22 protein-coding genes are annotated in these 24459 nt (G+C 69.3%); 8 read left to right on the forward strand and 14 right to left on the reverse strand.

The window, feature by feature from the left end; translation table 11 throughout:
* The first annotated feature begins 31 nt into the window (after window positions 1-31).
* The 5 genes from argG (at window position 32) to ACI2JZ_RS06215 (ending at window position 5791) form a co-directional block, all read left to right on the forward strand.
* Window positions 32-1465, forward strand: a complete 1434-nt coding sequence (argG, locus tag ACI2JZ_RS06195; RefSeq protein WP_404596895.1) for an argininosuccinate synthase — start codon at window positions 32-34, stop codon at window positions 1463-1465.
* A gap of 147 nt (window positions 1466-1612) precedes the next feature.
* The gene (locus ACI2JZ_RS06200; protein WP_404596896.1) at window positions 1613-2239 is read left to right on the forward strand and encodes a TetR/AcrR family transcriptional regulator; all 627 of its coding nucleotides are present in this window, start codon (window positions 1613-1615) and stop codon (window positions 2237-2239) included.
* Window positions 2236-3093, forward strand: coding sequence for a hypothetical protein (locus tag ACI2JZ_RS06205; RefSeq protein ID WP_404596897.1), 858 nt, complete (start codon window positions 2236-2238; stop codon window positions 3091-3093). Before ACI2JZ_RS06200 ends, ACI2JZ_RS06205 begins: the two co-directional genes overlap by 4 nt.
* A complete protein-coding gene (locus tag ACI2JZ_RS06210; protein WP_404596898.1) occupies window positions 3090-4961 on the forward strand; it encodes a YhgE/Pip family protein in 1872 nt (623 codons plus the stop codon). The genes ACI2JZ_RS06205 and ACI2JZ_RS06210 overlap by 4 nt, the downstream gene beginning before the upstream one ends.
* 68 nt (window positions 4962-5029) lie before the next feature.
* Window positions 5030-5791: an alpha/beta fold hydrolase gene (locus ACI2JZ_RS06215; protein WP_247633333.1), complete on the forward strand. Its 762-nt coding sequence runs from the start codon at window positions 5030-5032 to the stop codon at window positions 5789-5791.
* Window positions 5792-5865: 74 nt separating this feature from the next.
* Here the strand turns inward: ACI2JZ_RS06215 and ACI2JZ_RS06220 are convergent, their stop codons facing one another.
* The 14 genes from ACI2JZ_RS06220 to ACI2JZ_RS06285 form a co-directional block, all read right to left on the reverse strand.
* Window positions 5866-6756, reverse strand: a complete 891-nt coding sequence (locus ACI2JZ_RS06220; protein WP_404596899.1) for an endonuclease domain-containing protein — start codon at window positions 6754-6756, stop codon at window positions 5866-5868.
* A 213-nt stretch (window positions 6757-6969) separates the two neighbouring features.
* On the reverse strand, window positions 6970-7359 hold the full coding sequence (gene mnhG / locus ACI2JZ_RS06225) for a monovalent cation/H(+) antiporter subunit G (RefSeq protein WP_247623941.1): 390 nt from the start codon (window positions 7357-7359) through the stop codon (window positions 6970-6972).
* Entirely contained in the window at window positions 7356-7625 is a 270-nt protein-coding gene (locus ACI2JZ_RS06230) for a monovalent cation/H+ antiporter complex subunit F (protein WP_247623942.1), read from the reverse strand. The genes mnhG and ACI2JZ_RS06230 overlap by 4 nt, the downstream gene beginning before the upstream one ends.
* On the reverse strand, window positions 7622-8224 hold the full coding sequence (locus ACI2JZ_RS06235) for a Na+/H+ antiporter subunit E (RefSeq protein ID WP_404596900.1): 603 nt from the start codon (window positions 8222-8224) through the stop codon (window positions 7622-7624). The genes ACI2JZ_RS06230 and ACI2JZ_RS06235 overlap by 4 nt, the downstream gene beginning before the upstream one ends.
* Window positions 8221-9777: a Na+/H+ antiporter subunit D gene (locus ACI2JZ_RS06240; protein WP_247623944.1), complete on the reverse strand. Its 1557-nt coding sequence runs from the start codon at window positions 9775-9777 to the stop codon at window positions 8221-8223. Before ACI2JZ_RS06240 ends, ACI2JZ_RS06235 begins: the two co-directional genes overlap by 4 nt.
* Window positions 9774-10430 (reverse strand): Na(+)/H(+) antiporter subunit C, encoded by a 657-nt coding sequence (locus ACI2JZ_RS06245; protein WP_404596901.1) that lies wholly within the window; start codon window positions 10428-10430, stop codon window positions 9774-9776. The genes ACI2JZ_RS06240 and ACI2JZ_RS06245 overlap by 4 nt, the downstream gene beginning before the upstream one ends.
* Window positions 10430-13393 carry a Na+/H+ antiporter subunit A gene (locus ACI2JZ_RS06250; protein ID WP_404596902.1) on the reverse strand — a complete coding sequence of 988 codons (2964 nt, stop codon included), beginning with the start codon at window positions 13391-13393 and terminating at the stop codon, window positions 10430-10432. Before ACI2JZ_RS06250 ends, ACI2JZ_RS06245 begins: the two co-directional genes overlap by 1 nt.
* A 166-nt stretch (window positions 13394-13559) precedes the next feature.
* A complete protein-coding gene (locus ACI2JZ_RS06255; RefSeq protein ID WP_404596903.1) occupies window positions 13560-14264 on the reverse strand; it encodes a GntR family transcriptional regulator in 705 nt (234 codons plus the stop codon).
* A 5-nt stretch (window positions 14265-14269) separates the two neighbouring features.
* The gene (locus tag ACI2JZ_RS06260) at window positions 14270-15298 is read right to left on the reverse strand and encodes an aldo/keto reductase (RefSeq protein ID WP_404596904.1); all 1029 of its coding nucleotides are present in this window, start codon (window positions 15296-15298) and stop codon (window positions 14270-14272) included.
* Window positions 15295-16464, reverse strand: a complete 1170-nt coding sequence (locus tag ACI2JZ_RS06265) for a mandelate racemase/muconate lactonizing enzyme family protein (RefSeq protein ID WP_404596905.1) — start codon at window positions 16462-16464, stop codon at window positions 15295-15297. Before ACI2JZ_RS06265 ends, ACI2JZ_RS06260 begins: the two co-directional genes overlap by 4 nt.
* Window positions 16464-17348, reverse strand: a complete 885-nt coding sequence (locus tag ACI2JZ_RS06270; protein ID WP_247957329.1) for a carbohydrate ABC transporter permease — start codon at window positions 17346-17348, stop codon at window positions 16464-16466. Before ACI2JZ_RS06270 ends, ACI2JZ_RS06265 begins: the two co-directional genes overlap by 1 nt.
* Window positions 17341-18303 carry a carbohydrate ABC transporter permease gene (locus ACI2JZ_RS06275; RefSeq protein ID WP_247623951.1) on the reverse strand — a complete coding sequence of 321 codons (963 nt, stop codon included), beginning with the start codon at window positions 18301-18303 and terminating at the stop codon, window positions 17341-17343. The genes ACI2JZ_RS06270 and ACI2JZ_RS06275 overlap by 8 nt, the downstream gene beginning before the upstream one ends.
* Before the next feature lie 13 nt (window positions 18304-18316).
* The gene (locus ACI2JZ_RS06280; protein WP_404596906.1) at window positions 18317-19576 is read right to left on the reverse strand and encodes an ABC transporter substrate-binding protein; all 1260 of its coding nucleotides are present in this window, start codon (window positions 19574-19576) and stop codon (window positions 18317-18319) included.
* Window positions 19577-19682: 106 nt separating this feature from the next.
* Window positions 19683-21032 carry an alpha-L-fucosidase gene (locus ACI2JZ_RS06285; protein WP_404596907.1) on the reverse strand — a complete coding sequence of 450 codons (1350 nt, stop codon included), beginning with the start codon at window positions 21030-21032 and terminating at the stop codon, window positions 19683-19685.
* Between the two features lie 85 nt (window positions 21033-21117).
* On the opposite strand from ACI2JZ_RS06285, the gene ACI2JZ_RS06290 reads away from it, so the two are divergent.
* From ACI2JZ_RS06290 to ACI2JZ_RS06300, 3 genes are all read left to right on the forward strand, one after another.
* Window positions 21118-22446, forward strand: coding sequence for an alpha-L-fucosidase (locus ACI2JZ_RS06290; protein ID WP_404596908.1), 1329 nt, complete (start codon window positions 21118-21120; stop codon window positions 22444-22446).
* 26 nt (window positions 22447-22472) lie between these two features.
* Window positions 22473-22799 carry an L-rhamnose mutarotase gene (locus tag ACI2JZ_RS06295; RefSeq protein ID WP_404596909.1) on the forward strand — a complete coding sequence of 109 codons (327 nt, stop codon included), beginning with the start codon at window positions 22473-22475 and terminating at the stop codon, window positions 22797-22799.
* A 166-nt stretch (window positions 22800-22965) separates the two neighbouring features.
* Complete coding sequence (locus tag ACI2JZ_RS06300) at window positions 22966-24459, forward strand: hypothetical protein (protein WP_404597426.1); 1494 nt, start codon at window positions 22966-22968, stop codon at window positions 24457-24459.

Raw genomic sequence — 24459 nt, forward strand, 5'->3', positions numbered from 1 at the left:
GCGACACGCCGCCCGCCGTAGACTGGAGGGTATGTCCAAGGTCCTCCAGTCCCTGCCCGTCGGCGAGCGCGTCGGCATCGCCTTCTCCGGAGGACTCGACACCTCCGTCGCCGTCGCGTGGATGCGCGAGAAGGGCGCCGTGCCCTACACGTACACCGGCGACCTCGGCCAGTACGACGAAGACGACATCGACTCGATCCCGGGCCGTGCCCTCGAGTACGGCGCCGAGGCCTCGCGCCTGGTCGACGCCAAGACCGCGCTGGTCGAAGAGGGCTTCGTGGCGCTCTCGTGCGGTGCGTTCCACATCCGCTCGGGCGGCAAGACCTACTTCAACACCACTCCCCTCGGGCGCGCGGTGACCGGCACGATGCTGGTGCGCGCCATGAAGGAGGACGGCGTCGACATCTGGGGCGACGGCTCCACCTACAAGGGCAACGACATCGAGCGGTTCTACCGCTACGGCCTGCTCGCCAACCCGCGTCTGCGCGTCTACAAGCCGTGGCTCGACGCCGACTTCGTGACCGAGCTCGGCGGGCGCAAGGAGATGAGCGACTGGCTCGTCGCCCGCGACTTCCCCTACCGCGACTCGGCCGAGAAGGCCTACTCGACCGACGCCAACATCTGGGGCGCGACGCACGAGGCCAAGACCCTCGAGCACCTGAACGTCTCGCTCGAGACCGTCGACCCGATCATGGGCGTGAATTTCTGGGACCCGTCGGTCGCGATCGACAGCGAAGACGTCACCGTGACGTTCGAGGCCGGCCGCCCGGTCGCCCTCAACGGCGTCGAGTTCTCCGACCCGGTCGCGCTCGTGCGCGAGGCGAACACGATCGGCGGACGCCACGGCCTCGGCATGAGCGACCAGATCGAGAACCGCATCATCGAGGCGAAGTCGCGCGGCATCTACGAGGCCCCCGGCATGGCCCTGCTGTTCATCGCCTACGAGCGCCTGGTCAACGGCATCCTGAACGAAGACACCCTCGCGACGTACCACGAGCAGGGCCGACGCCTCGGTCGCCTGATGTACGAGGGGCGCTGGCTCGAGCCGCAGTCGCTCATGCTGCGCGAGTCGATCCAGCGCTGGGTCGGCCTCACGATCTCCGGATCGGTGACGATCCGTCTGCGCCGCGGTGACGACTGGACCATCCTCGACACCGTCTCGCCGAACCTGTCGTACGGCCCCGAGAAGCTGTCGATGGAGCGCGTCGGCGATGCGGCCTTCGGCCCGGTCGACCGCATCGGCCAGCTCACCATGCGCAACCTCGACATCGCCGACTCGCGTGCCCGCCTCGAGCAGTACGCGGGCCTCGGCCTCGTCGGCGGTGCCACGGGCGAGCTCGTCGGTCGCGTGACCGCGGGCGAGTCGGGCGAGATCACGGGTGCGGTCGAAGAGGTCGACGAGAACCTCGCCGACGCGGTCGACACGGCTTCCGAGGGCGCGGCCTTCGACTCCGGCACGGACTGACCCCTCGCGGGTTTCGATCAGGGGGCGGGTGCTGCGGCATCCGCCCCCTTTTCCGTGCGGTCTCGCGGAGTGCGTGGCACGAGCGGATGCTGTGAGTCCGTCGAGTTATCTTGCACACAACTGTGCACATTAAGTACACTCGAATCCATGACCACCCGCGCACCCCGTCGCGACGCCGTCGAGAACCGCGCCGGCATCCTCGACGCCGCCCGTTCCGCGCTCTCCGTCGACCCCTATGCCTCGGTCGACGTGATCGCCCGCAGCGCCGGCCTCTCGCGCCGCACCCTCTACGGCCACTTCGACGACCGCGAAGCCCTCATCCGCGAACTCATCTCGACCGGCGCCCAGCGCTTCAACGCCATCGCCGAATCCGTGACCGACGCCGACGCCCGCCTCGCCCTCGCCCGCCTCACGGCACGCCTCTGGCACGAGGCCGCGCACGTGCAGGTCGCGGCCGCCCTCGCGCTCGACGAGGCGCACGTGCAGCACACGGCCGACGCGCTCGCCCCGCTGCGCCGCACGGTCGCCGCCCTGGTGCGCCGCGGTCAGGACGACGGCAGCTTCCGCAGCGACCTCGCCGCCCCGACCCTCGCCCGACTCATCGAGGAGATCGCGCGCACGGTCATCTCCCGCACGGATGCCGCGAGCACGGGTGCCGCGAACCTCGCCGTGCGCGCGGTACTCAGCATCGCCGGGCTCTCGTGGCGCGAAGCCGATGAGCTGCTCGCCGCCCACCCCGACATCGTCACCGGCCCGACGGAGGCCCCCGCATGAGGATCACCCTGCACGATGTGAGCAAGGGCAAGAACGGTCAAGCCCTCCCACCCACGACTCTCGAGTTCCACACCGGCGAGGTGCGGTACGCCCTCGCCGAGACCGAGCAGCGCCCGACCGTCCTCGGCCTGATCGCGAGCGGACGCATGCGCCCCGAGACCGGTCGCGTCACGATCGATGACTCCGAGAGCGCCAGGGAGCTGCGCCGCCGGGTCGCCCTCGTCGACGCCCCCGACGTCAGCGACCCGCACCCCGACATCTCGCTCGCGGGCGTCGTCGGCGAGGAACTGATGTTCGCCGGGCTCGGCGCGACGCCGCTCCACGCCAAGCGCTGGCTGTCGCAGCTCGGGTACGCCGAGCTCGCCTCGGTGCCGATCGGCAACATCGACCCCTCGGCGCGCGTGCGCATCCTGTGCGAGCTCGCGGTGCTGCGCGACGGGACGGATGCCGTCGTGCTCGTGTCGCCCGACCGGCACGGCGGCTCGCCCGACGGCTGGTGGCGGATCGCCGCCGAGTTCGCCGAGCGCGGGTTCGCGATGCTCGTGATCCTCGGCGGTTCGGCCGCCGTGGCGTTGGAGCGGATGCAGGAGCTCGGCGCGGTCAACGCCTCCGGCCCGGTCGAGCCACTCGTGCTCGAGCCGGAAGCGGATGCCGCGGCGGAAGCCGAAGAAGCCCGGCCCCTGAGCGAGGAGCGCAGCGACGAGACGACGGGCGCTCAGGAACCCGAACCCGAAGAAGCCCGGTCCCTGAGCGAGGAGCGCAGCGACGAGACGAAGGGCCGCACCACAGACCCCGACTCCGACCCCGACCCCGACGACGAAGACGAAGACGACACGAACGGAGCCGCCTCATGAAGGTTCCCGCGATGATCGCGGCCGAGCTGCGGCGGCTGACGGCGAGCAAGATGGGCATCATCGCGCTCATCGCGCTCGTGTGCGTGCCGATCCTCTACGGCGGCCTCTACCTCTGGGCGAACCAGGACCCGTACGCCAAGTTCCCCGAGGTGCCGGTTGCACTCGTCGTCGACGATGCGGGCGCACCGTCCACGGCATCCGACGCCGCCGTCGGCGACACCGTCAACTACGGCGAGGACGTCGCCGACAACCTCATCGACGGCAACGCCTTCGACTGGCAGCGGATGACGGCCGACGAAGCGGCCGATGCCCTGCGCCACGGCACCGTCGACTTCACCGTGACCATCCCCTCCGACTTCTCGACGGCGCTGACCTCGGCCGCGGGCGACGACCCGCACCAGGCCCGCATCGACCTCGAGACCAACGACGCGAACAACTACCTCGCATCGTCGATGGGCACGCAGGCGGTCGAGAAGATCCGCAGCTCGGTGGCCGAGATGGTCGGCAGCGAGGCGGCCGAGCGGCTGCTCACCGGGCTCAGCGACATCCGCGACAGCCTCGTGACCGCGACCGACGGCGCCACGCAGCTGACCGACGGCGCGAACACCGCCGCCACGGGCAGCGCGACCCTCGCCGACGGCACGGCCCAGCTGGCCGACGGCACCGCGCAGCTCGCCTCCGGCGCCCAGACCCTGGCGACCGGGGCGCAGTCCCTCGCCGACGGTGCCGCGCAGGTGAGCGACGGCAACCGCCAGCTCGCCGACATCGCCGACCGGGCGGGCTCGGTCGTGCAGCAGGCGACGGATGCCCTGCCGCAGGTGCGCACCGACATCACGACGATCCTCACCGATCAGGGCCTCACGCCCGAGGAGATCGACCAGGTTCTCGCGAAGCTCGACCCGCTCGCGACCCGGCTGCAGGACGGCAACGCGACCGTGCAGGCAGATGTCGGCAAGATCGATCAGCTCGCGGATGGCGCGGCACAGGTCGCTTCCGGCGCGGCGACCCTCTCGACCGGCGCCTCGAGCCTCGCCACCGGTGCGGGCACGGTCGCGGAGGGCGCGGCATCCGCGAACGACGGCGCGGCGCAGCTGCGCGACGGACTGAGCACCCTCGCCAGCGGAGCGGCCGAACTGCGCGACGGCTTGGCATCCGGTGTCGACCAGATCCCGGCATCCACCCCCGAGCTGCGCAGCCTGCAGGCCGACACGATCGCCGACCCGGTGAAGGTGTCGAGCGACAAGGTCGCCTCGGCCGAGGACTACGGCGCTGGGCTCGCCCCGTTCTTCGCGGCGCTGTCGGCCTGGATCGGCATCTACGCGCTGTTCCTCATCGTGAAGCCGATCTCGCGGCGCGCGATCACCGCGCTGCACTCCCCGATCCGCATCACGCTCGCCGGGTGGCTGACGCCCGCGGCGCTCGGTGCGGTGCAGATGGTGGGGCTCATGGGCATCCTCGCGCTCACCCTCGGGTTCACGTTCAACCATCCGCTCGGAACCCTCGGGGTGCTGGTGTTCGCCTCGGCGACGTTCGCGGCGATCATCCTCGCGCTCAACGTGTGGTTGGGCTCGGTGGGGCAGTTCCTCGGGCTCGTGCTCATGGTGCTGCAACTCGTCACCGCCGGCGGTACGTTCCCCTGGCAGACGCTGCCCGCCCCGCTCGCGGCACTGCACCACGTGCTGCCGCTCGGCTACGTCGTCGATGCGATGCGGCAACTGATGTACGGGGGTGATCTCGCCCGAGCGGGCGGCGACCTGATCGTGCTCGGCATCTGGTTGGTCGGTGCGCTGCTGTTCGCGATGATCGGCGTGACACGCATGACGCATCGGCGCACGCTGCGCGACCTGCAGCCCAGCCTCATCGGCTGAGGTCCGGCGCGGGGCGGGGGCTGAGTCCCCGGCACGGGGCGGGAGGCCGTCTCTACTAACGTGGAACGGTGCCCACCAGCTATCTCGCCCCCGCCGGGACCCCCGTCACGCTCCTCGAGTTCGAGCACGCCGGGTCGACACTGATCGCCGAGACCTTCGGCGAGGGCGAGCCGACGTTCCTTCTGCTGCACGGCATCGGCATGGGGCGCAGCGTCTACCTCGACATCGCGCAGCGGCTCCCGGGTCGGCTCATCGCGCTCGACCTGCCGGGGTTCGGCGAGGCCCCCGAACCCACCCGCACCCTCACGATGGAGCGCCACGCCGACCTCGTCGCGGCATACCTCCGGCACACGGGCGAGGGACCCGTCGTGGTGATCGGTCACTCGATGGGCAGCCAGATCGCGGCGGAGCTCGCCGCACGGCATCCGCTCCTCGTCTCGGGCGTCGTACTCGCCGGGCCCACCGTCGACAAGACCAAGCGCAACCTCGCTGCGCAGGGCTCTTACCTGATGCGCGACCTGATGGGCGAGCGACCGCTGGTGATCTGGCGCGGCGCCCGCGAATACCTGCGCGGCGGGCCGCACCTGATCCGCAAGATCAGGGCCACGATCGCTCACCAGCCCGAGAAGGCGTTCGTGCGCATCACGGCGCCGGTGCTCGTGCTGCGCGGTGAAGACGACCCGCTCGCGCCGATGAGCTGGTGCCGTGCGATCCTCGATGCAATTCCCGGTGCTCGGCTCGAGGTGATCCCCGACCACGGCCACGGCACGCTGATCAGCGACTCCGAGCCCGCCGCCCGCCTGATCGAGGGCTTCGCCGCCGAGTTGTGAGGGGTGTCGGTTCGTCCTGTACCCAACTCAGGAAGAACTCGTCCAAACAGTCGTTCCGATCGCTTTTCAGGCACTTATCGCGCATTCTTCCTGAGTTGGGTACCGCGGCGACCGGAGAGTCGCGGGCCCAGCCGCTCGATCACGTCTCGCAATGCACATTGCACCGACGCCGGATCGCCGAGGACATCGGATGCGAGAGGTCGCACCGTCACGTAGCCGAGCCTCATCGCCGCAAGGTCTCGCTGACGGTCCCGCCTCTGCTTCTCCCAGCCCTCGTGGAAGGCCCTGCTGTCGCACTCGATGATCAGCCACCCGTCGACCACGAAATCCACTCTCCCGACACCGACGATCACGACCTGACATTCGTAGTCGACGCCCAGAGTCCGAAGCATCAAGCGCACGAAGGTCTCCGGGCCGGACTCGGCCGTCGGATCCACCAGGTTCAGAATCGCACTGAACCCAGGTGGGAGTGAGTCGAAGAGCCGACGCAGTCCTGTCATTGTCATCAGTCCGTGGTGGACGACGCTGTCCAACGTGGCGATCGCCGCACGCGGCGTCTGGCAGCGAAGCGAGTGCAGAATCGCTTCCTTGAGCCCCGTCACGTGGAGAAGTGCGTCCCGCTCGCCGTCGTACCAATGCAGCCGGCATCGCCTCGCGTGCGCCGCATCGAAGCGCGAGCGATTACGCCGAAGCCGCACGTGCGTCTCCGACGACGACAGGACGAAGACGCCCAGCATCTGCAGCAGCGAGATGCATGTGAGACGTGCGCCGATAGCTGACGCATGCGCAACCGCTTCCGGGATGTCCCCTTCGGCGTAGCGGTCCCGACGCAAGCGGCGCAAACGCCCCTCGTCGACTGCGCGAGAGATCGACCGTCGGGTGTGTCCCCTACCGAAGAGATCGGCGCGCGTGAAGACCATCGGCACGAAGAGCGCATGAGCGAGGTCGCGGGGAGTGGGAGTCACCACGACATCCTGCGCGTCCGCGGCTAGCCAGAGGAGCGACCAGACACCGATCTCCCGGAACTCCGACCTTCTCCCGCTCCGTGCAGGAGGAGTCGATACCCGCCCCGCTATGTACCTAACTCAGGAAGAACCGCACCACACACGTGCGAACGAGCGGAATCGGCGAGCAATCGGCCGATGTTCCTGAGTTGGGTACGCCGGCGCCCCCGCGCACTACCCCGCGGCGGGCGGGGTCTGCTTGGCGTCAGCGAGCTCGTCGACGACGAGGTGGCGCTGATCGGCGGAGCCGTTGCGGTAGGCCTGGCGTCCGACCATGTGCGCCGAGAGCGGGGCGGTCGCGAACTGCATGAGCACGATCGGGGCGACCAGCAGCAGCCCCAGCAGGATGCCGCCGACGCTGCGCTGCGCGAGGGCGACCGCGAGGCAGATGAACACGAGTCCGAGCACCTGCGGCTTGGTGGCGGCGTGCAGACGTGACGGCACATCGCGGAAGTGCAGCAGTCCGACCGCAGCAGAGAGGCAGAGCAGCGCGCCGAGCAGGATGAGCACGAGCACCGTCACGTCGATGACGGCGTCGGGGATGACGAGACCGAAGATGTTCATGGCGTCGTGTTGTCCCTTCGTGCGACGAAGCGGGCGACCGAGATCGATCCGAAGACGCCGATCGCGGCGATGATGAGCAGCACCGGGATGCTGCGCGTATGGCCGTTGATCGCCATCTCGGCACCGAGCACGCACATGACCTCGGTGAGCAGCACGTCGGAGGCGACCGCGCGGTCGAGGATCGTGGGCCCGCGGAAGATGCGGATGACGGTGAGGATCGCGGCGATGCCGAACACCACCATGATCACGAGCAGCAGGATGTTCACCGGGCACCGCCCTTCGTCGAAGACCCGGCGGCGGTCGCGCGTGCCCGCTCATCGGCCTTGAGCGCACGATACTGCGCGGGATCGCCGAGCGCACGCACCACCCGCTGCTCCCAGCGCAGCACGATGCGGCGCTGCTTCTCGACGTCGTCCATCCCATCCACGCCGATCACGTGCATGTAGAGAACGCGGCGATCACGATCGGCCTCGACCACGAGCGAGCCCGGCACGAGCGACGACACGACCGCGACGTGCGTCATGACGAGGTCGTCGGCGTAGCGCAGCGGCACCGCGATGATGGCGGTGCCCGGCTGCTTGCGGAAGTCGAAGACCTGGATGGCGACGGTGACGGCGCCTCGCAGCAGCGCCCAGAGGAACTGCACCACGAACAGCGCGGCGTAGAAGACGTTGACCCGCCCCGACAGCTCGACCGTCGGCAGGCGGAACACCCGGGTCACGAACACCGCGACGACGAGTCCGGAGACGAACGCCAGCAGCGTGAACTGCCCCCACAGCAGCATCCACAGCACGACCAGCCAGGCGAGGAACGGCAGCTGGGCGCGCAGGTCGCGCCAGAAGTGGCGCTTGCCCTCGGGACTCATCCGCCCACCTCCTCTTCGAGCTGCACGAGGTTGACGGGCTGCAGCAGCGTCTCGCCGATGCGGTCGCAGAGCTCGTAGAGCGGGCCCGCGAAGACGGTGAGCGCGACGGTGACCCCGACCATGCCGGCGGTCGCGAGCGTCATGATCTTGGGGATGCGGCGACGCTCCTGCTGCTCATCGGCGGCGGGCGCGTTGCCGAGGTACGAGATGCGTCCCTCGGTCTCGGTCGAGTCCTCCTCCTCACGCCAGAACGCGAGGTTCCAGGCGCGCATGAGCGCGTACAGGGTGAGGAGCGAGGTGAGGATGCCGCCCATGATCAGCACGATCATGAGGGGGGTGCCGACGGATGCCGCGGCCTCGAAGAGCGCGAACTTTCCGATGAACCCGGAGAAGGGCGGCAACCCGCCGAGGTTGATCGCGGGGATGAAGTAGAGCACGGCGATCACCGGCGCGATCTTCAGCAGCCCCTTGACCCGCAGGATCGAGGTGCTGCCGGCTCTTCGTTCGATCAGTCCTACGGCGAGGAACAGGGTCGTCTGCACGACGATGTGGTGCACGATGTAGTACACCGTGGCGCCGATGGCCGCGGGCGTCGCGATCGCGAGACCGAAGATCATGTACCCGACGTGGCTGACGAGCGTGAACGACAGGATTCGTTTGAGCTCGGCTTGCGCGACGGCGCCGAGCACGCCGACGACCATGGTCGCCAGCGCGATGATCAGCAGCAGCGTGTCGATGCTGTTCGAGGCGAACAGCTGCGTCTCGGTGCGGATGAGCGCGTAGACGCCGACCTTGGTCAGCAATCCGGCGAAGACGGCGGTGACCGGGGCGGGCGCGGTCGGGTAGGAGTCGGGCAACCAGAACGACACCGGGAAGATGGCGGCCTTGATGCCGAACGCCACGACGAGCATGAGGTGCAGCACGAGCTGCGTCTCCTGCGGCAGCTCGGCCATGCGCTCGGCGATCTGCGCCATGTTGACCGTGCCGACGGCTCCGTAGATCATCGCGATCGACGCGAGGAACAGGATCGACGACACGAGCGACACGACGATGTACACGGCACCGGTGCGGATGCGCGACTCGGTGCTGCCCAGCGTGATCAGCACGTACGAGGCCACGAGCAGGATCTCGAAGCCGACGTACAGATTGAACAGGTCGCCCGCGATGAAGGCGTTGAAGATGCCCGCCGCGAGGATCAGGTACGAGGGGTTGAAGATCGAGATCGGGGTCTCGTCGGTGCCGTCGGCGGCACCCTGGCCGATCGAGAAGAGGAGCACGGCGAGCAGCACGATGCTCGAGATCAGCACGAGGAGGGCGGCGAGCCGATCGACGTAGAGCACGATGCCGAACGGCACCGGCCATCCGCCCACCGACACCGCCATCGGGGTGTCGCCGGCGTCGACGGCGACCAGCAGCACGGCGGCGATCACCGAGACGGCGGCGAGCGTGACGACGGTGACGAACACCTGCAGGCGCGCGTTGCGACCGAAGACGAGCGTGATCGCGGCGCCCAGCAGCGGGAGCCCGACGAGGAGGGGGACCAGAACGCTCATCGGCGATCCTCCTCATCGGTGTGCTCGGGGGCGTGGTCGTCGGATGCTTCGGCATCCGTCTCATCGACGGATTCGGTCTCCACCTCGTCGTCGTCGGGAGGCGCCGATTCGGCATCGAGGACGCCCGCGGAGGCATCCGTCCCGTACGAGCCGTACGCCCGATCGACGGGCGCGTCGTCTTGGATCGAGGAGTGGTCGCGCATGTGGAGCACTGTGATCGGCGCGGTCTGCACGCCGACGAAGTCGGTGGTGGCCTCGTCGTCGTCGGACTCGGACTCGTCGTCCATGAGATCTTCGTCGGCGTCGGTGCGCTCGCGCAGCGCGATGTCGGCCTCGTCGTCTTCGACCGTGTCGGCCTGGCCCAGCTGCCAGGAGCGGTAGATGAGCGCGAGCAGGAACGCCGAGACCGCGAACGTGATGACGATGGCGGTGAGGGTGAGCGCTTGCGGGAGCGGGTCGCTGATGTCGCCGTCGACGCCGTAGAACGGCGCGCGTCCGGGCACGCCCATGACGATCATCAGCAGCAGGTTCGTCGCGTTGCCGAGCAGCAGGAATCCGATGAGCACGCGGGTCAGGCTGCGCTCGAGCATCGCGTACACGCCGCAGGCGAAGAGCACGGCCATGATCACGATGAGGGTGAGCGAGACGTCCATCAGTGGGCACCCCGCCTCTCACGCGAGACCATCGGCGCATCGCGCAGCGCCTGGGTCTGACGGTCGACCTCGGCCCCGAGGCTGCGCAGCACGTCGAGCACGAGGCCGATGACGACGAGGTAGACGCCCACGTCGAAGATCGTCGAGGTGACGAACTCCATGTGGCCGAAGCCGGGGATCTCCCACTCCCAGAACGTGCTGGTGAGCGGCGCCTGGCCGAAGAACAGGGGGATCAGCGCGCTGCCGACCGCGAGGATGAGGCCCGCGCCGAGCAGACGTCCCGCGTCGGTGGGTGCGGCTGCACCGAGCTCCCAGCGGCCACCCGCGATGTAGCGCATGACGAGCGCCATGCCCGCGACGAGACCGCCGGCGAAACCGCCACCGGGGAGGTTGTGACCGGAGAAGAGCAGGAAGATCGACACCACGATGATGGTGTGGAACAGCACCCGGACGATCACCTCGAGCAGGATCGACCGGTTCTCGGGCTTCATCTTCGTTCCGCCGACGAGCCAGGCCCGGGGGCTGCTCTCGTTCTCGGTGGTCTGGAAACGGATGCCCTCGGTCGTCTCGACCAGCGGGCGGCTCTGCGTGCGGCGGCGCTTCGACCGCGGCAGCTTGAGGGTGGCGGCGAGCATGTCGGCGCGATGGGTGACGAAGACGAGCGAGGCCACACCGGTCGCGGCGAGCACGAGCACCGACAGCTCACCCATCGTGTCCCATCCACGCAGGTCGACCAGGGCGACGTTGACGACGTTCTTGCCGTGGCCGATCTCGTAGGCGAGCTGCGCGAACGAGGCGGAGATGGGCTCGTGGATGCGCGACTGCGTGGCGACCACGGCGACGAGCGCCATCGTGAGACCGACGCCCACCGCGAGCAGCGCCCGCGGGATGCGCCCGACCGAGGCGTTGTGCTCGCCCATCTTCGAGGGCAGACGCCGCAGCACGAGGGCGAACGTCACCATCGTGACGGTCTCGACGAGGATCTGCGTGAGCGCGAGGTCGGGGGCGCCGCTGGTCGCGAACAGCACCACCATGCCGAGGCCCGTGACCGACACGAGCACGACTCCGGTGTAGCGCTTCTGCGCCCGCACCGCGAAGAGACCGGCGGCCGCCATGATCGGCGCCACGACGATCTGCACCGGCGTGTGCCAGGCCGACAGCTGGAAGCGGTCGATATCGGTCGCGACGAGCGCCGTGACCTCGGCGGCGACGAACACCACGAAGATCGTGCCGACGTACACGGGCAGCGAACCGCGCTGGGTGAGGGTCGTGCTGAGCACCGACAGGCGGTCGACGCCGCGCATGACGAAGTAGTAGACATCGGCCGCGGTGAACGGCAGCAGGCGGGCCTTGCGGTCCCAGCCGGTGCGGCGGGAGAGCAGGAAGATCCCGAAGCCCAGCACGATCGACAGGATCGAGATGCCGAGCGCCGGCTCGAAGCCGTGCCAGAGGGCGAGGTGCCCCGGGCCTTCGACGGCCAGCCCCTCGGCATCGAGGCCGGGGGTCGCCGTGACCGCGTATCCCTGCAGCGCGACGTCGAGCGCGGGAGCGCCGATGCCGGCGGCGAGCGTGACACCCGCGAGGATGATCGGCGCCGACAGGAACCCGACGGGCGGGTCGGGCCAGGGGGTGTCCGGCATCCGATCGCCCTGCGCGTCGCGCTTGGTCCAGAAGGCTCCCCAGAGGAAGCGCACGCCATATGCCGCAGTGAGCATGGATCCGAGGATCACGCCGATCAGGGCGACGAGTCCCCACGCGGATCCGCCGATCGCATCGTCGAGCAGGGCGGTGAGCGTCGATTCCTTCGCCACGAAACCGAGGGTCGGGGCGATGCCGGCCATGGAGGCGATCGAGATGAACGCCGCCGTCGTCATGACCGGGGCCTGCCGGCCCACGCCCGAGAGCTCGTTGATGTCACGCGTCGAGAGCTGACGGTCGATCACACCCACGATGAGGAACAGTGCCGACTTGAACAGCGCGTGGCCGATGACCAGCGCAAGCCCCGCCAGCGCCGCGGCCTGCGTGCCGTAGCCGACGACCACGGCGAAGAAACCGAGCTGGCTGACGGTGCCGAAGGCGAGGATGCGCTTGAGGTCGGTCTCGCGCAGCGCCTGGAACCCGCCGATCAGCATCGTCAGGATGCCGAGGCTGATCACGATCGGACGCCAGGTGGGGCTCAGCGCGAAGATCGGCGCGAAGCGTGCGATGAGGTAGATACCCGCCTTCACCATCGCGGCGGCGTGCAGGTAGGCGCTCACCGGAGTGGGAGCGGCCATCGCACCGGGCAGCCAGAAGTGGAACGGGAAGATCGCCGACTTGCTGATCGCGCCGATCAGGAGCATGACGATCGCGGCATCGATCATCGGACCGGTCGGCACCTCGGCGAGGATCTCGCGGATGCTCGACGTTCCGGCATCGACCACCAGCAGCACGACGCCGACGAACATCACGAGTCCGCCGAGCGTGGTGACCAGCAGCGCCTGCAGCGCGGCACGACGGCTGGCCGCGCGACGGCGGTAGTGACCGATGAGGAGGTACGAGAGGATGCTCGTCACCTCCCAGAACATGACGAGCATGACCAGGTCGTCGGTGAGTACGAGGCCGTACATCGCGCCGGCGAAGCCCAGCAGAACGCCCGCGAACTGGCCGATCCCGGCCGAGTCGTCGTGGAAGTACCAGCGGCAGTAGAGGAGAACGAGCGAACCGACGCCCGTGACGATGAGCGTGAGCACCCAGCCGAGCACGTCCATGTTCATCGACAGGTTCAGCCCGAGCTGCGGGATCCACGACACCGAGACGAACGGGGAGTCGCCGTCGATCACCTGCGGCGTCATCACCAGCGCGTGGACGAATGCCGCCGCGGGAATGAGAGCGGCGATCGCGAATGCCTGAGACCCCAGCCAGCGCACCAGAACGGGCATCAGGAGAGACCCGAGGAGGAACACGGCGAGGAGCGTCAGCATATACGCGGCTCCTCAGGGCTCGTCGGCCGGGGGAAAACGGCGCAGGCGGGCGGGTGTCTGGTTCTATTCTACCTGGCGTTAGGGAACCGTTAGGCCGCGGCCCTTCGTCTCGTCGCTTCGCTCCTCGCTCAGGGACCGCGAAGCGAGACGATGGGCGCCCCGGGAGCTACTCCGAGCGCGCCGCGAGCACCGGGCCGAGGCGGGCGTAGGAGTTGGTGATGTGGGTGAGCATGGCGGCTGCCGCGGCATCCGCATCGCGATCGCGCAGCGCGGAGAGGATCTTCTCGTGCTCGCTGACCGTGTCGTCCTCGAAGTCGTGGCGGAAGTTGAGCCGGTAGAGGTGCATGTGCGAGCGCAGCCGCACGATCGCCTCCGAGAGCAGCGGGCTCTGCGCGTGCTCGGCGATGAGGTGGTGGAAGTGCAGGTCCTCGTCGATGAAGCGGCGGTAGTTCTCGAAGTGCTCGTCGTCGTCGGGGGCGGATGCCGTGCGCATCTGCGCCACCGAGGCGGTGAGCTCGGCCTCGGTCTCGGTGTCGATGTGCGTCGTCGCGCGGCGTGCCGCTTCGGGCTCGAGGAGTTCGCGCATGTCGTAGAGGTCGCGCAGGCCGTCGGCATCGAGCAGCGGGGTGGCGACGTAGCCCTTGAGCGCGCGCTTGATCACGAGCCCCTCGGACTCGAGGCGGGTGAGTGCCTCGCGCACCGGGGTCGGCGAGACGTCGAGGTCGCGGGCGACCGCGTCGATGTTCACGCGGGCACCGGGTTCGATCACCCGGTCCATGAGCAGCCCGAGCACGGCGTCGTAGACGTCGTCGACGAGGGCACGGCGGGCGGGCAGAGCCCGTGGTCCACGGGCTTCGTCGTCGCTGAACATGAGTCTCATCGTACGGGTTGCCCTTCTCGCGCCCGCGGCTGCCGCGCGGAGGCATCCGTTCCCAGCAGCCCCTGCTCCTGCAGTTCGCGCCAGACCTCCTCCGGCACCGGTCGGTCGGCGAGCGCGCTGTTCTGCGCGAGCTGGGCGGCGCTGGCCCCACCCAGCACGACGGACGCGACGGCCGGATGCCGCAGCGGGAACTGCACCGCCAGCTCGGGCAGCGTGCGGCCGTGCCGGTGCGCGATGCGCGCGATCTCCTGCGCGCGCTCGACGACCGCGCGGTCGGCGGGACCGTAATCGAACAGGCTCCCCTGCCCGGGGGTATCGGTCGCGAGGATGCCGGAGTTGAAGACGGCCGCGGCGAGCACCGAGACATCGCGCTCGGCGGCGAGGGGCAGCAGGTCGTCGCCGGCGGACTGGTCGAGCAGCGTCCAACGCCCGGCGACCATCATCACGTCGGCATCCGTCTCGCGCACGAACCGGGCGAGCATCGCGCTCTGGTTCATGCCCGCCCCGAACGAGCGGATCACGCCCTGGTCACGCAGGTCGCTGAGCGCGGGGAAGGCACCGTCGAGGGCCTCGGCCTCGAAGTCGTCGGGGTCGTGCACCAGCACCAGGTCGATCCGGTCGAGGCCGAGCCGCGTGAGCGAGTCGTCGATCGAGCGCAGCACTCCGTCGCGCGAGTAGTCGCGCACGCGCCGATGATCGGCGGGCACGGCGAACAGGTTGTCGATGTCGGTGCGGCCCGCGGCATCCTGCGGCACGAGCAGCCGTCCGACCTTGGTCGAGACGATGTACTCCTCGCGCGGCAGCGCCCTCAGGCTCTCCCCCAACCGCCGCTCGGCCAGACCGAGACCGTAGTGCGGGGCGACGTCGAAGTAGCGGATGCCGCCGGCCCACGCCGCGGGCACCACCTCAGGCCAGGCGTCGTCGGCGAGCGCGCTGTAGAGGTTGCCGAGCGCGGCCGCGCCGTACCCGATCGGCGGGGCCGAGAGTCCGCCGCGACCGATGCGCACGGGAACGGGACGGGTCACGAGACGATCAACCGCCCGAGCGCCGCGTCGTCCCACGCGATGCCGAGGCCCGCCGTGGTCGGCGCCCAGCCGCGACCGCCCTCGATGCGCAGCTCGTCGGTGGTGACGGCCCGCAGCTGCGGGATGTGCTCGAGGTAGAGGGCGTTCGGGATGGCGCACACGAGCGACACGTGCAGCTCCATGAGGAAGTGCGGGGCGACGGGGGCGTTGAACGATTCGGCCAGGTGCGCGATCTTGAGCCAGGGCGTGATGCCGCCGACCCGGGCGACATCGGGCTGCACGATCGAGGCGCCGCCGCGCTGCAGGTGCTCGCGGAAGTGGCCGATCGAGTACATGCTCTCGCCGACCGCGATCGGCACCGAGGTCGACCGGGCGAGCTGGCGATGGCCCTCGATGTCTTCCGCGGGCAGCGGCTCCTCGAACCAGAAAACATCCACCTGCTCGAACAGGCGCGCACGGCGCACCGCCTCCGACACCGTGAACGACTGGTTGGCGTCGACCATGATGTCGAGGTCGTCGCCGACGGCGTCGCGCACGGCCCGCAGACGCTCGAGGTCCTGGTGACCGCGGGGCTTGCCGACCTTGATCTTCACCCCGCCCATGCCGCGCTCCTTCGAGGCGACCGCGTGCGCGACGAGCTCGTCGACGGTGAGGTGCAGCCATCCGCCCTCGGTGTCGTACATCGGGATCGACGGCGAGGCTCCCCCGCCGGCGACCCACAGCGGCAGGCCGGCGCGGCGGGTCTTCGCATCCCACACCGCCGTGTCGACCGCGGCGAGCGCGAGCGCGGTGATCGGCCCGACGGTGGTGGCGCGGGTGATGCCGAACAGCGCGAGCCACACCGCTTCGGGCCTCTCGGCCTCCAGCCCGATGAGTGCGGGCAGCAGCGTCTCGCGCAGCAGGCTCAGCACCGCCCCGCCGCCCGTGCCGATCGTGTAGCTGTATCCCACCCCCTCGGTGCCGTCGGCGGTGCGGATCCGCACGAAGATCGTCTCCTGCTTGACGAAGGTCTGCAGGGCGTCGGTGCGCACGGTCTCGACCGGCAGGTCGACGAGCTGCGCCTCGACGTGCACGATCCGGCTGCCCGCCGTCACATCGGCGAAAGCAGCGTTGGCCGCGGTGGTGGCGTCGAGGATGCTCGAGCCGGTGTTCTGCGATGCGTTCATCATCGTCCTCCGAGTCCGCCCAGGGTGACCCCCTTGATGAGCTGCCGTTGCAGCAGCAGCACGAGGATCAACGAGGGGATGACGGCGAGCGTCGACGCCGCCATGAGTAGCGACCATTGCGTGCCGAACTGGCCGGTGAACATCCCCAGCCCGAGCGGCACGGTCGCCATGTCCTGTGTGTTGATGATGATCAGCGGCCACAGGTACGAGTTCCAGTAACCGATGAACGAGAAGACCGCGAGCACGCTCAGCGGTGCGACCAGCTGCGGCAGCAGCACCGACCAGAGCGTGCGCAGGCGCGAGGCGCCGTCGATGAGCGCGGCCTCCTCGTACTCGATCGGGATCGTGAGGAAGAACTGGCGCATGAGGAACGTGCCGAACGCGGTGAAGGCGAACGGGATGATGAGCGCGCCGTAGGTGTCGTTCCAGCCCCAGCTGTTGATCATGATGAACAGCGGCACGACGAGCACCTCCTGCGGCAGCACGAGCGTGAGCACGAACAGCAGGAAGAGCTTGTCGCGGAACCTGAAGCGCAGCCGCGAGAAGGCGTAGGCCGAGAGCACGGCGACGACGACCGAGAGCGCGGCACCGGCGATCGCGACGATGAGCCCGTTGAGGATGAAGCGCCCGAAGGGCACGACCGTCCACGCCTCGACGAAGTTCGCCCAGCGGATCTCGGACCCGAAGATCTGCGGCGTCGCCGTGAAGACCTCGTTCTCGGGTTTGAGGGCCGTGAGGAACATCCAGATGAAGGGGAACGCGAAGATCAGCGCGACGAGCGCGATCGCGGCGGTGTTCAGCCACTCCTTGAGGGTCGATCGGCGCTGGTGCCGACGGCGCGGCAGGATCAGCAGCGCGGTCGCCGAGAGGTCACGATCACTCATAGTTCACCCACTTGCGCTGGCCGACGAACTGCAGGGCCGTGATGAGCATCACCACGACGAACAGGATCCACGCGAGGGCGGAGGCGTAGCCGAGCCGGTCGAAGACGAAGCCGTTGCGGTAGAGGTACAGCACGAACGTGTTGGTGCTCTCGCCCGGGCCGCCCTGCGTGAGGAACAGCGGTTGGACGAAGACCTGGAAGGCGCCGATCATCGTCATGGTCGAGCAGAAGAAGAGCGAGGGCGAGAGCAGCGGGAGGATGATGTAGCGCAGTCGCTGCCAGGCGCTGGTGCCGTCGATGCGGGACGCCTCGAGCAGCTCTTTCGGAATGGCGCTGAGTCCCGCCGACAGCACGATGACGTTGTAGCCGAACGACTGCCACACCGACATCGCGATCACCGAGGGCAGCGCCCAGGCCGAGTCGGAGAGCCAGTTGGGTCCGTCGATGCCGACGGTGGCGAGCATCGAGTTCACGAGCCCGTCCTGCGAGAGCAGCAGCCGCCAGACGAGGGCGTTCGCGACCATCGGGGTGATGACCGGGAGGAAGAAGATCACGCGCCACGCTCCCGCGGCCTTCATACGGGTATTGAGCCAGAGCGAGATCGTGAGAGCGACGAACAGGTTCAGCGCCGTGTAGACCACGGCGAAGATGACCGTGTTGCCGAGCACCGTGTAGAAGGTCGGGTCGCGGAACAGCTTGACGTAGTTCTCGAGGCCGATGAAATCCGGGTTCCCGAACAGCTTCCAGTCGAAGAGGCTGATGAAGGCCGACCCGAACAGCGGGGTGAGGATGAAGAGGACGAACCCGATCATCCCGGGGGCGAGGAACGCGACCGCCACCCACCCGTTCCCGCGCCGACGCGGCAGCCGCGGCCCCGGTGGGGCGGGGGCGCCGATGGGCACCCCCGCCACGCCGGGCATCGCGGAGGAGGCCGTGGCCTCGCTCCGGTCGCTCATGATCGCCATCCGCTCAGCCCGCGACCGAGTTCGTGATCGTGTCCATGATCTCCTCCGCCGTCAGCTCACCCCGGTAGCCCTGCACGCCGTACTGCGTCATGAGGGTCTCGACCTGGTTCCAGGTCGGGGTGGTGCGCTGCGGGGTCGCGTTCGAGAGCAGAGCCTCGACGACCTCCGACGAGCCCTCGGTCTTGCCCTCGGCCCAGGCCGGGAGCGCCTCGATGCGAGCGGGGACGATGCCGCGGGCCTCGGCCTGCTTCTCCTGCACCGACAGCGAGGTGAGCGCCTCGATGGCCGCGAACGCCTCGTCGGGGCGGTCGCAGTTCGCCGCGATGCCGAAGCCGGAGCCGGCCGTCATCGCCGCGGCCTCACCACTGGTCGACGGAACGATCGAGACGCCGAGGGTGAAGTCCGCGGCATCCGCGAAGCTGCCGTACATCCACGGACCCTCGATGAGCATCGGCACCTCGCCACTGGTGAAGGCCTGCTGCGAGACCTCCGAGCCGTCGGCGGCCTCGGGGGCCTTCGCGACGCCCTCGACTGCGACGAGGTCGAAGAAGCTCTGGACCTGCTCGACGAACTCGGGGTTGGTGAGGTCGAGCTCGCCGTCCTCGGTGACCGCGGGCACGCCGTCAGCCAGCGACCACGCGTTCGGGATGAAGATGCCGGGCGCGAGCGCGAGGCCCTTCTTGTCGCCGTCGGTGAGCGCCTTGGCATCCGACACGAACTGGTCGCGCGTGTAGGTCGCACCCGGCAGTTCGAGGCCGGCGGCCTGGAACGCCTCGACGTTGTAGAAGAGCACGATGGGCTCGGCGTCGTAGGGGATCGCACGGATCGTGCCGTCGACCGTCATGCCGCTGAGCATCGACTCGTCGATGTTCTCGATGTCGAAGCCGCTCTTCTCGATCAGGTCGTCGAGGGGCATGAGCAGGTCGCCGAGCTCCTGTGCACGGGCGGCCTGGGTCGTGAGCAGGCAGGGCGGGTTGGCACCCGAGAGGCGGGTCTTCACCTTGGTCCAGTAGTCGGAGAAGCTCGGCCCCTCGACCGAGATGTCGAGGTCGGGATCCTCGGCCTGCGCCCCGGAGATGAAGTCGGCCCACTGGGCCTGGTCGCCCTCGCTGGCGGCCCAGGTGTAGAGCACGAGCGGGCCGCCGGCCTCGCCGCCGCCTCCCCCGCCGCCGCCGCTCGCGCACCCCGCGAGAGCGAGGGCGCTGAGGCCGGCGACGCCGGTGAGGATGAGGCGCTTCGCGCGCCGGTTCGAGACTGCATTCATACTGACTGCCTCCTTCATTGGATGCTGCAACTGATGCGTGTGTTGTTGAGGGGGTGTTGCTCGGGTTACTGCGGTACTGCTCGGATCACTCGGGTATCACTCGGTATCACTCGGTGGAGAAGTCGATGGCGATGACGTCGATGAGGGCACCGCTGGGGGATGCCGGTGCGACGATGCGCAGCTCGCCGGAGTCGTCGCCGGCGGTGGATGCCTCGTGCACCTCGAAGCTGGCGTCGTGCTGCAGTTCGAGGCCGTCGGCGAGCCGGTGCACCCGCGTGATGCGCCGCACCGGCAGACCGCGCACGATGATCTCGTCGACCGGGATCGCGGTCAGGTGCAGGTAGAGGCGCCCTTCGCGGGCGGTGGTCGGCCCGTGGAAGTCGATGCCCTGCGTGGGTTCCACACCGATCACGGATTCGGCGTGCGCGTGCATCCAGTCGGCGAACTCCTGCAGGCGCTCGTTCTCGACCTCGGGCAGGGTGCCGTCGGGGCCGGGGCCGACATTGAGCAGCAGATTGCCACCGCGCTCGACCACGTCGATGAGGGTCACCAGCAGCGACCGCGCCGACTTCTCGTTGTCGGGGTGCGTGCGCCAGGCCCAGTGGTCGCCGATCGTGAGGCACAGCTCCCACGGACCGGTGGGCACCGTGAGCGGGAACCCCTGCTCGGGCGTGCGGTAGTCGCCCTGCCCGGGAAGGCGGTCGTTGATCACGACATCGGGCTGCAGCTCCTTGATCAGGCGGCGCAGACCCGGAGCGGTCCACTCCGCCGCCGAGCGCTCCCAGTCGCCGTCGAACCAGAGCAGGTCGATCGTGCCGTAGTTCGTGAGCAGCTCGGTCAGCTGCGCCCGCACGTACTCGAGGTAGCGCGACCACTCCTCGGGGCTGGAGCGACGGTGACGATCGGTGGCATCCGGGGTGTCGGCGAACTCGGGCATGCCGGCGGCGGGCCAGTGCTCGAGCTTGTAGGGCAGGTCTTCATCGCGGAACGCCGGGTAGTCGGGGTGGTTCCAGTCGGGGAGGCTGTAGTAGATGCCGACCTTGAGCCCCTCGGCGCGCACGGCGTCGACGAACTCGCGGGTGATGTCGCGACCGAAGGGGCCGTGCTCGACCCCGAAGTCCGACTGCTCCGTGAAGAACATGTTGTATCCGGCATGGTGGCGCGCGGTGAAGACGACGTAGGTGGCACCGGCCGCCTTCGCGCGGCGCGCGAGGTCGGCGGCATCCCAGTTCTGCGGGTCGAACGTGGGCGCGGTGGCCTGGTATTCGGCGACGGTCACCGCGTCGTCGACGGCATCCACGCCCGGGATGATCGAGCGGCCGACCAGCGGCCAGGAGATCTCGATGCCCTGCTGGGATGCCTGATCCCAGTGCACGAAGATGCCGAAGCCCGCGCCGCTGAACCATTCACCGCCGGGGATGCGGGTGGTGGGGCGTCGGAAGTCTGCCAGTGTCATTGAAGCTCCTCGTTGAGTTCCAGATTTCCTATAGGATAGGTGATAGTCGAAGCAGTTCACAAGGGTGTGACGAAAGGTGCCGATGATGGCCATGTTCAAGACCGATCCTGTTCGCCCCGCGGAGTACCGCGCGTTCGAGCGCCCGCTGCCGGAGTGGTTCCGCGGCTCGGCGCTGGGGATCTTCGTGCACTGGGGGCCGTACTCGGTTCCCGCCTGGGCCGAGCCGACGGGCGAGCTCGGGGCCGTGCCGCGCGAGGAGTGGTACGCCCACAACCCCTACGCCGAGTGGTACGCCAACACGATCCGCATCGAGGGATCGCCCGCGCACCGGCACCAGCAGGAGGTGCACGGCGGAGCCCCGTACGACGACTTCCTCGACCAGTGGAAGGCCGAGGAGTTCGACGCCGACGAGGTGCTCGCGGTCGTCGCCGCGACCGGCGCCGGGTACTTCATCCCCACCACCAAGCACCACGACGGCGTCACCCTGTGGGACGCGCCGGCCACCGATGGACGCAACACCGTCGCCCGGGGACCCCGCCGTGACCTCATCGCCGAGTTCGCCGACGCCACCCGCGCCCGCGGCCTGCGCTTCGGCGTCTACTACTCCGGCGGTCTCGACTGGCACTTCTCCGATCTGCCGCCCATCGACCGCGACGACGCCCCGGCCCCCGACGACCTCGCCTACGCCGAGTACGCGCACGATCACGTCATCGACCTCATCGACCGCTACCGCCCCGACGTCCTCTGGGGCGACATCCGCTGGCCGCAGGCCGGGATCGAACCGGGGCCCAAGAGCCTCGCGCACGCGTTCCAGGAGTTCTATGACGCGGTTCCCGAGGGCGTCGTCAACGACCGGTGGGGCGAGTCGCACTGGGACTTCCGCACCAGCGAGTACGTGCACGGCACCGCGGTCGAGGTCGGCGAGGCGTGGGAGAACTGCCGCGGCATCGGCCTCTCCTTCGGGCACAACCGCAACGAGGGTCCCGAGCACCTCCTCACCGCCGACGAGGCCGTGCGCCTGCTCGTCGACGTCGTGTCGCGCGGCGGCAACCTGCTGCTGAACATCGGACTCGAGGCGTCCGGTCGCATCCCCGACGCGCAGCGGCAGACGCTCGAGGGGCTGGGCGAGTGGAACCAGCGGTTCGGGCATGCCGTCTTCGGCGCCCGGCCCGAGCCGCGCCTGCAGCCATCCGACGAGCCGTGGGTGCGCTGGACCCGCACCGACGGCGCCGTGCACGCCGTGACCGATCAGCGCGGAAGCATCCGTCTGCCCGATCCCGACGGCCTGCTCGACGAGACGAGCGCGCGCATCGGCGACGAGCCGGTCTCGGCCTCGCGCGACGGAGATGCCATCGTGGTGGAAGCAGCGGATGCCGCGATCCCCGTCGCGATCTCCTTCCGCCCGCGCGACTGACCCGCACGACCGACGAAAGGATGCCCATGCGCATCGCCCTGCACTCCGAGATCCGCGACGGCGCGATCGACGACTACCGCACGCACCACGCCCGGATCCCGGACGCCCTCGCCGCGACGTTCGCGCGCATCGGCATCCACGACTGGACGATCTGGCGTTCGGGCCAGCGGCTGTTCCACCTGGTCGAGTGCGACGACTGGGATGCCGCCGTCGCCGCGCTCGACGAGGACCCGGCGAACGCGGAGTGGCAGAAGGACATCGGCCGCTTCGTCGAACTGTTCCGCGGCCCGGACGGCGCCGAGGGCTTCGCCCCGATCGAACAGGTCTGGGACCTCCGCGCCCAGGTCGGCTGAGACCCTTCGTCTCGTCGCTTCGCTCCTCGCTCAGGGACCGAGCCGCCGGTTCCTGAGCGAGTGAAGCGAGACGAAGGGCCGGGCCCGCGTCGCTGGCAAGAACTGGGTCTCTGAGCCTGTCGAAGCGTCCCCCACACGAACACTGTCGTGGCAGAGTAAGCCCGTGATGCGGACGTGGGTGCGAGAGCTCGGGGGATGGGTGATGGCCGCCGCCGTGGCGCTCATCGTCGCAGCATCCGTCGCCTCCTCCGCTCGCGCCGACCTGCTGTTCCGCGACGGGGACTCTCTCATCGTCGCGATGCTCTCGCGTTCTCTGCTCGCCGGCGATCCGCTCGACTGGGCGATGTCGAGCGTGCTGTTCCTGCCCGAGACGGCGGTCTTCACCGGTCTCGACGTGGCGCTGCCGCTGGACACGAACGCGCTCTTCGCCGTGAGCGCGGTCGTGAACCTGCTCGCCCTCTACGGCGCGCTTCGGCTCGTCGCCGGACGACGGCGCGAAAGCCGCGCACCGGTCGCCTGGTCGGTGGTCGCCCTCGCCGCGTTCGGCGCGCTCGCGATGACCGAGACCTCCGCCTCGCGCGACGCCCTCGAACTCGCCTCGCTGCAGCTCACGACCACGTACTACTCGGCGACCGTCGTCGGGGTCGTGCTCGCGATCGGCATCGCCCGACGGATGCTCGACGGCGCCCGCCTCGTGCCGATGTCATTCGCGCTCGGCGCCGTAGCCCTCGTCTCGACGCTGTCGAACCCGCTGTTCGCGGCCTGGGCGACAGTGCCGCTCGGTGCGATCGTGATCATCGGCGTCCTGCGTGCAGCCACGCGACGGCGGATGCTGACCGTTATCGCTGCACTCATCGGCGGCACGGCACTCGGCTTCGCCGCGCGTATTCCGTTTTCGGCATGGATCGCGAACACCGGTGCCGGATACGCCCAGCCCGACCTCTGGATCGAGTCGATCGGGTACTACGGCGACCTGCTCGCGGCGCGTCTCTCGACGCCGCTCGGCGTCGTCGCGCTCCTCCTCGTCATCGCCCTGATCGCGCTGGCCATCGTGCAGACCGTGCGGGTCGACGACCCCGGCTCGCGATTCGTGGCCCTCGCCGCGTGGGTCGTGCCAGTGCTGGTCGCCGTCGGCGCGATCGCGCTCGGCACGCACGCCGCGCGCTACCTGCAACCGCTCGCGTTCGCCCCGGCGCTCGCGTTCGTGGCGATGCCGAGCACGCTGCGGATGCCGGCACGACTCCGGCGACAGGCGGCGGCGGTCGCGGCGGTGATCCTGCTGGTCGGCGGCGGCCTCAGCATCCCCCGCCTGAGCGACGCCGCGAACGCACCCGATGCGGATGCCGCGTGCGTGACCGACTGGGTCGAGGCATCCGCTCGCACCGGCGCCGGGCAGTTCTGGACCGTTCGTCTGCCCAAGCTCCACCTCGACGACCCGTCGCAGCTCGTGCAGGTCGACCACCAGCTCAACGGCTACGCGTGGCTCGTGAACCGCACGCACTTCGACGCCGAAACCGTGTCGTTCCTCGTCGAGGATGCGCAGACGGTCGAGTGGGAACTGCCGATCCAGGCGATCCCCGACGAGGTCGTCGACTGCGGCCGCTACCGGATCCTCGACTTCGGCGAGACGGAACTTCCGCTGGGCCCGCAGCGCAGTTGA

It is taken from the genome of Microbacterium sp. NPDC087868, assembly GCF_044900755.1.
In the GTDB taxonomy this organism is placed as follows: Bacteria; Actinomycetota; Actinomycetes; order Actinomycetales; family Microbacteriaceae; genus Microbacterium; species Microbacterium galbinum.

What these genes read in the sequence shown, in the direction of transcription:
- ACI2JZ_RS06270 (WP_247957329.1), bottom strand. Translation starts at nt 17,348, where the DNA reads ATGAGTGATCGTGACCTCTCGGCGACCGCGCTGCTGATCCTGCCGCGC.
- ACI2JZ_RS06245 (WP_404596901.1), bottom strand. Translation starts at nt 10,430, where the DNA reads ATGGACGTCTCGCTCACCCTCATCGTGATCATGGCCGTGCTCTTCGCC.
- ACI2JZ_RS06235 (WP_404596900.1), bottom strand. Translation starts at nt 8,224, where the DNA reads ATGAGTCCCGAGGGCAAGCGCCACTTCTGGCGCGACCTGCGCGCCCAG.
- ACI2JZ_RS06290 (WP_404596908.1), top strand. Translation starts at nt 21,118, where the DNA reads ATGGCCATGTTCAAGACCGATCCTGTTCGCCCCGCGGAGTACCGCGCG.
- ACI2JZ_RS06250 (WP_404596902.1), bottom strand. Translation starts at nt 13,393, where the DNA reads ATGCTGACGCTCCTCGCCGTGTTCCTCCTCGGGTCTCTCCTGATGCCC.
- ACI2JZ_RS06255 (WP_404596903.1), bottom strand. Translation starts at nt 14,264, where the DNA reads ATGTTCAGCGACGACGAAGCCCGTGGACCACGGGCTCTGCCCGCCCGC.
- ACI2JZ_RS06240 (WP_247623944.1), bottom strand. Translation starts at nt 9,777, where the DNA reads ATGAGCGTTCTGGTCCCCCTCCTCGTCGGGCTCCCGCTGCTGGGCGCC.
- ACI2JZ_RS06300 (WP_404597426.1), top strand. Translation starts at nt 22,966, where the DNA reads ATGCGGACGTGGGTGCGAGAGCTCGGGGGATGGGTGATGGCCGCCGCC.
- ACI2JZ_RS06280 (WP_404596906.1), bottom strand. Translation starts at nt 19,576, where the DNA reads ATGAATGCAGTCTCGAACCGGCGCGCGAAGCGCCTCATCCTCACCGGC.
- argG (WP_404596895.1), top strand. Translation starts at nt 32, where the DNA reads ATGTCCAAGGTCCTCCAGTCCCTGCCCGTCGGCGAGCGCGTCGGCATC.
- ACI2JZ_RS06295 (WP_404596909.1), top strand. Translation starts at nt 22,473, where the DNA reads ATGCGCATCGCCCTGCACTCCGAGATCCGCGACGGCGCGATCGACGAC.
- ACI2JZ_RS06210 (WP_404596898.1), top strand. Translation starts at nt 3,090, where the DNA reads ATGAAGGTTCCCGCGATGATCGCGGCCGAGCTGCGGCGGCTGACGGCG.
- ACI2JZ_RS06275 (WP_247623951.1), bottom strand. Translation starts at nt 18,303, where the DNA reads ATGAGCGACCGGAGCGAGGCCACGGCCTCCTCCGCGATGCCCGGCGTG.
- ACI2JZ_RS06205 (WP_404596897.1), top strand. Translation starts at nt 2,236, where the DNA reads ATGAGGATCACCCTGCACGATGTGAGCAAGGGCAAGAACGGTCAAGCC.
- ACI2JZ_RS06285 (WP_404596907.1), bottom strand. Translation starts at nt 21,032, where the DNA reads ATGACACTGGCAGACTTCCGACGCCCCACCACCCGCATCCCCGGCGGT.
- ACI2JZ_RS06200 (WP_404596896.1), top strand. Translation starts at nt 1,613, where the DNA reads ATGACCACCCGCGCACCCCGTCGCGACGCCGTCGAGAACCGCGCCGGC.
- ACI2JZ_RS06265 (WP_404596905.1), bottom strand. Translation starts at nt 16,464, where the DNA reads ATGAACGCATCGCAGAACACCGGCTCGAGCATCCTCGACGCCACCACC.
- mnhG (WP_247623941.1), bottom strand. Translation starts at nt 7,359, where the DNA reads ATGAACATCTTCGGTCTCGTCATCCCCGACGCCGTCATCGACGTGACG.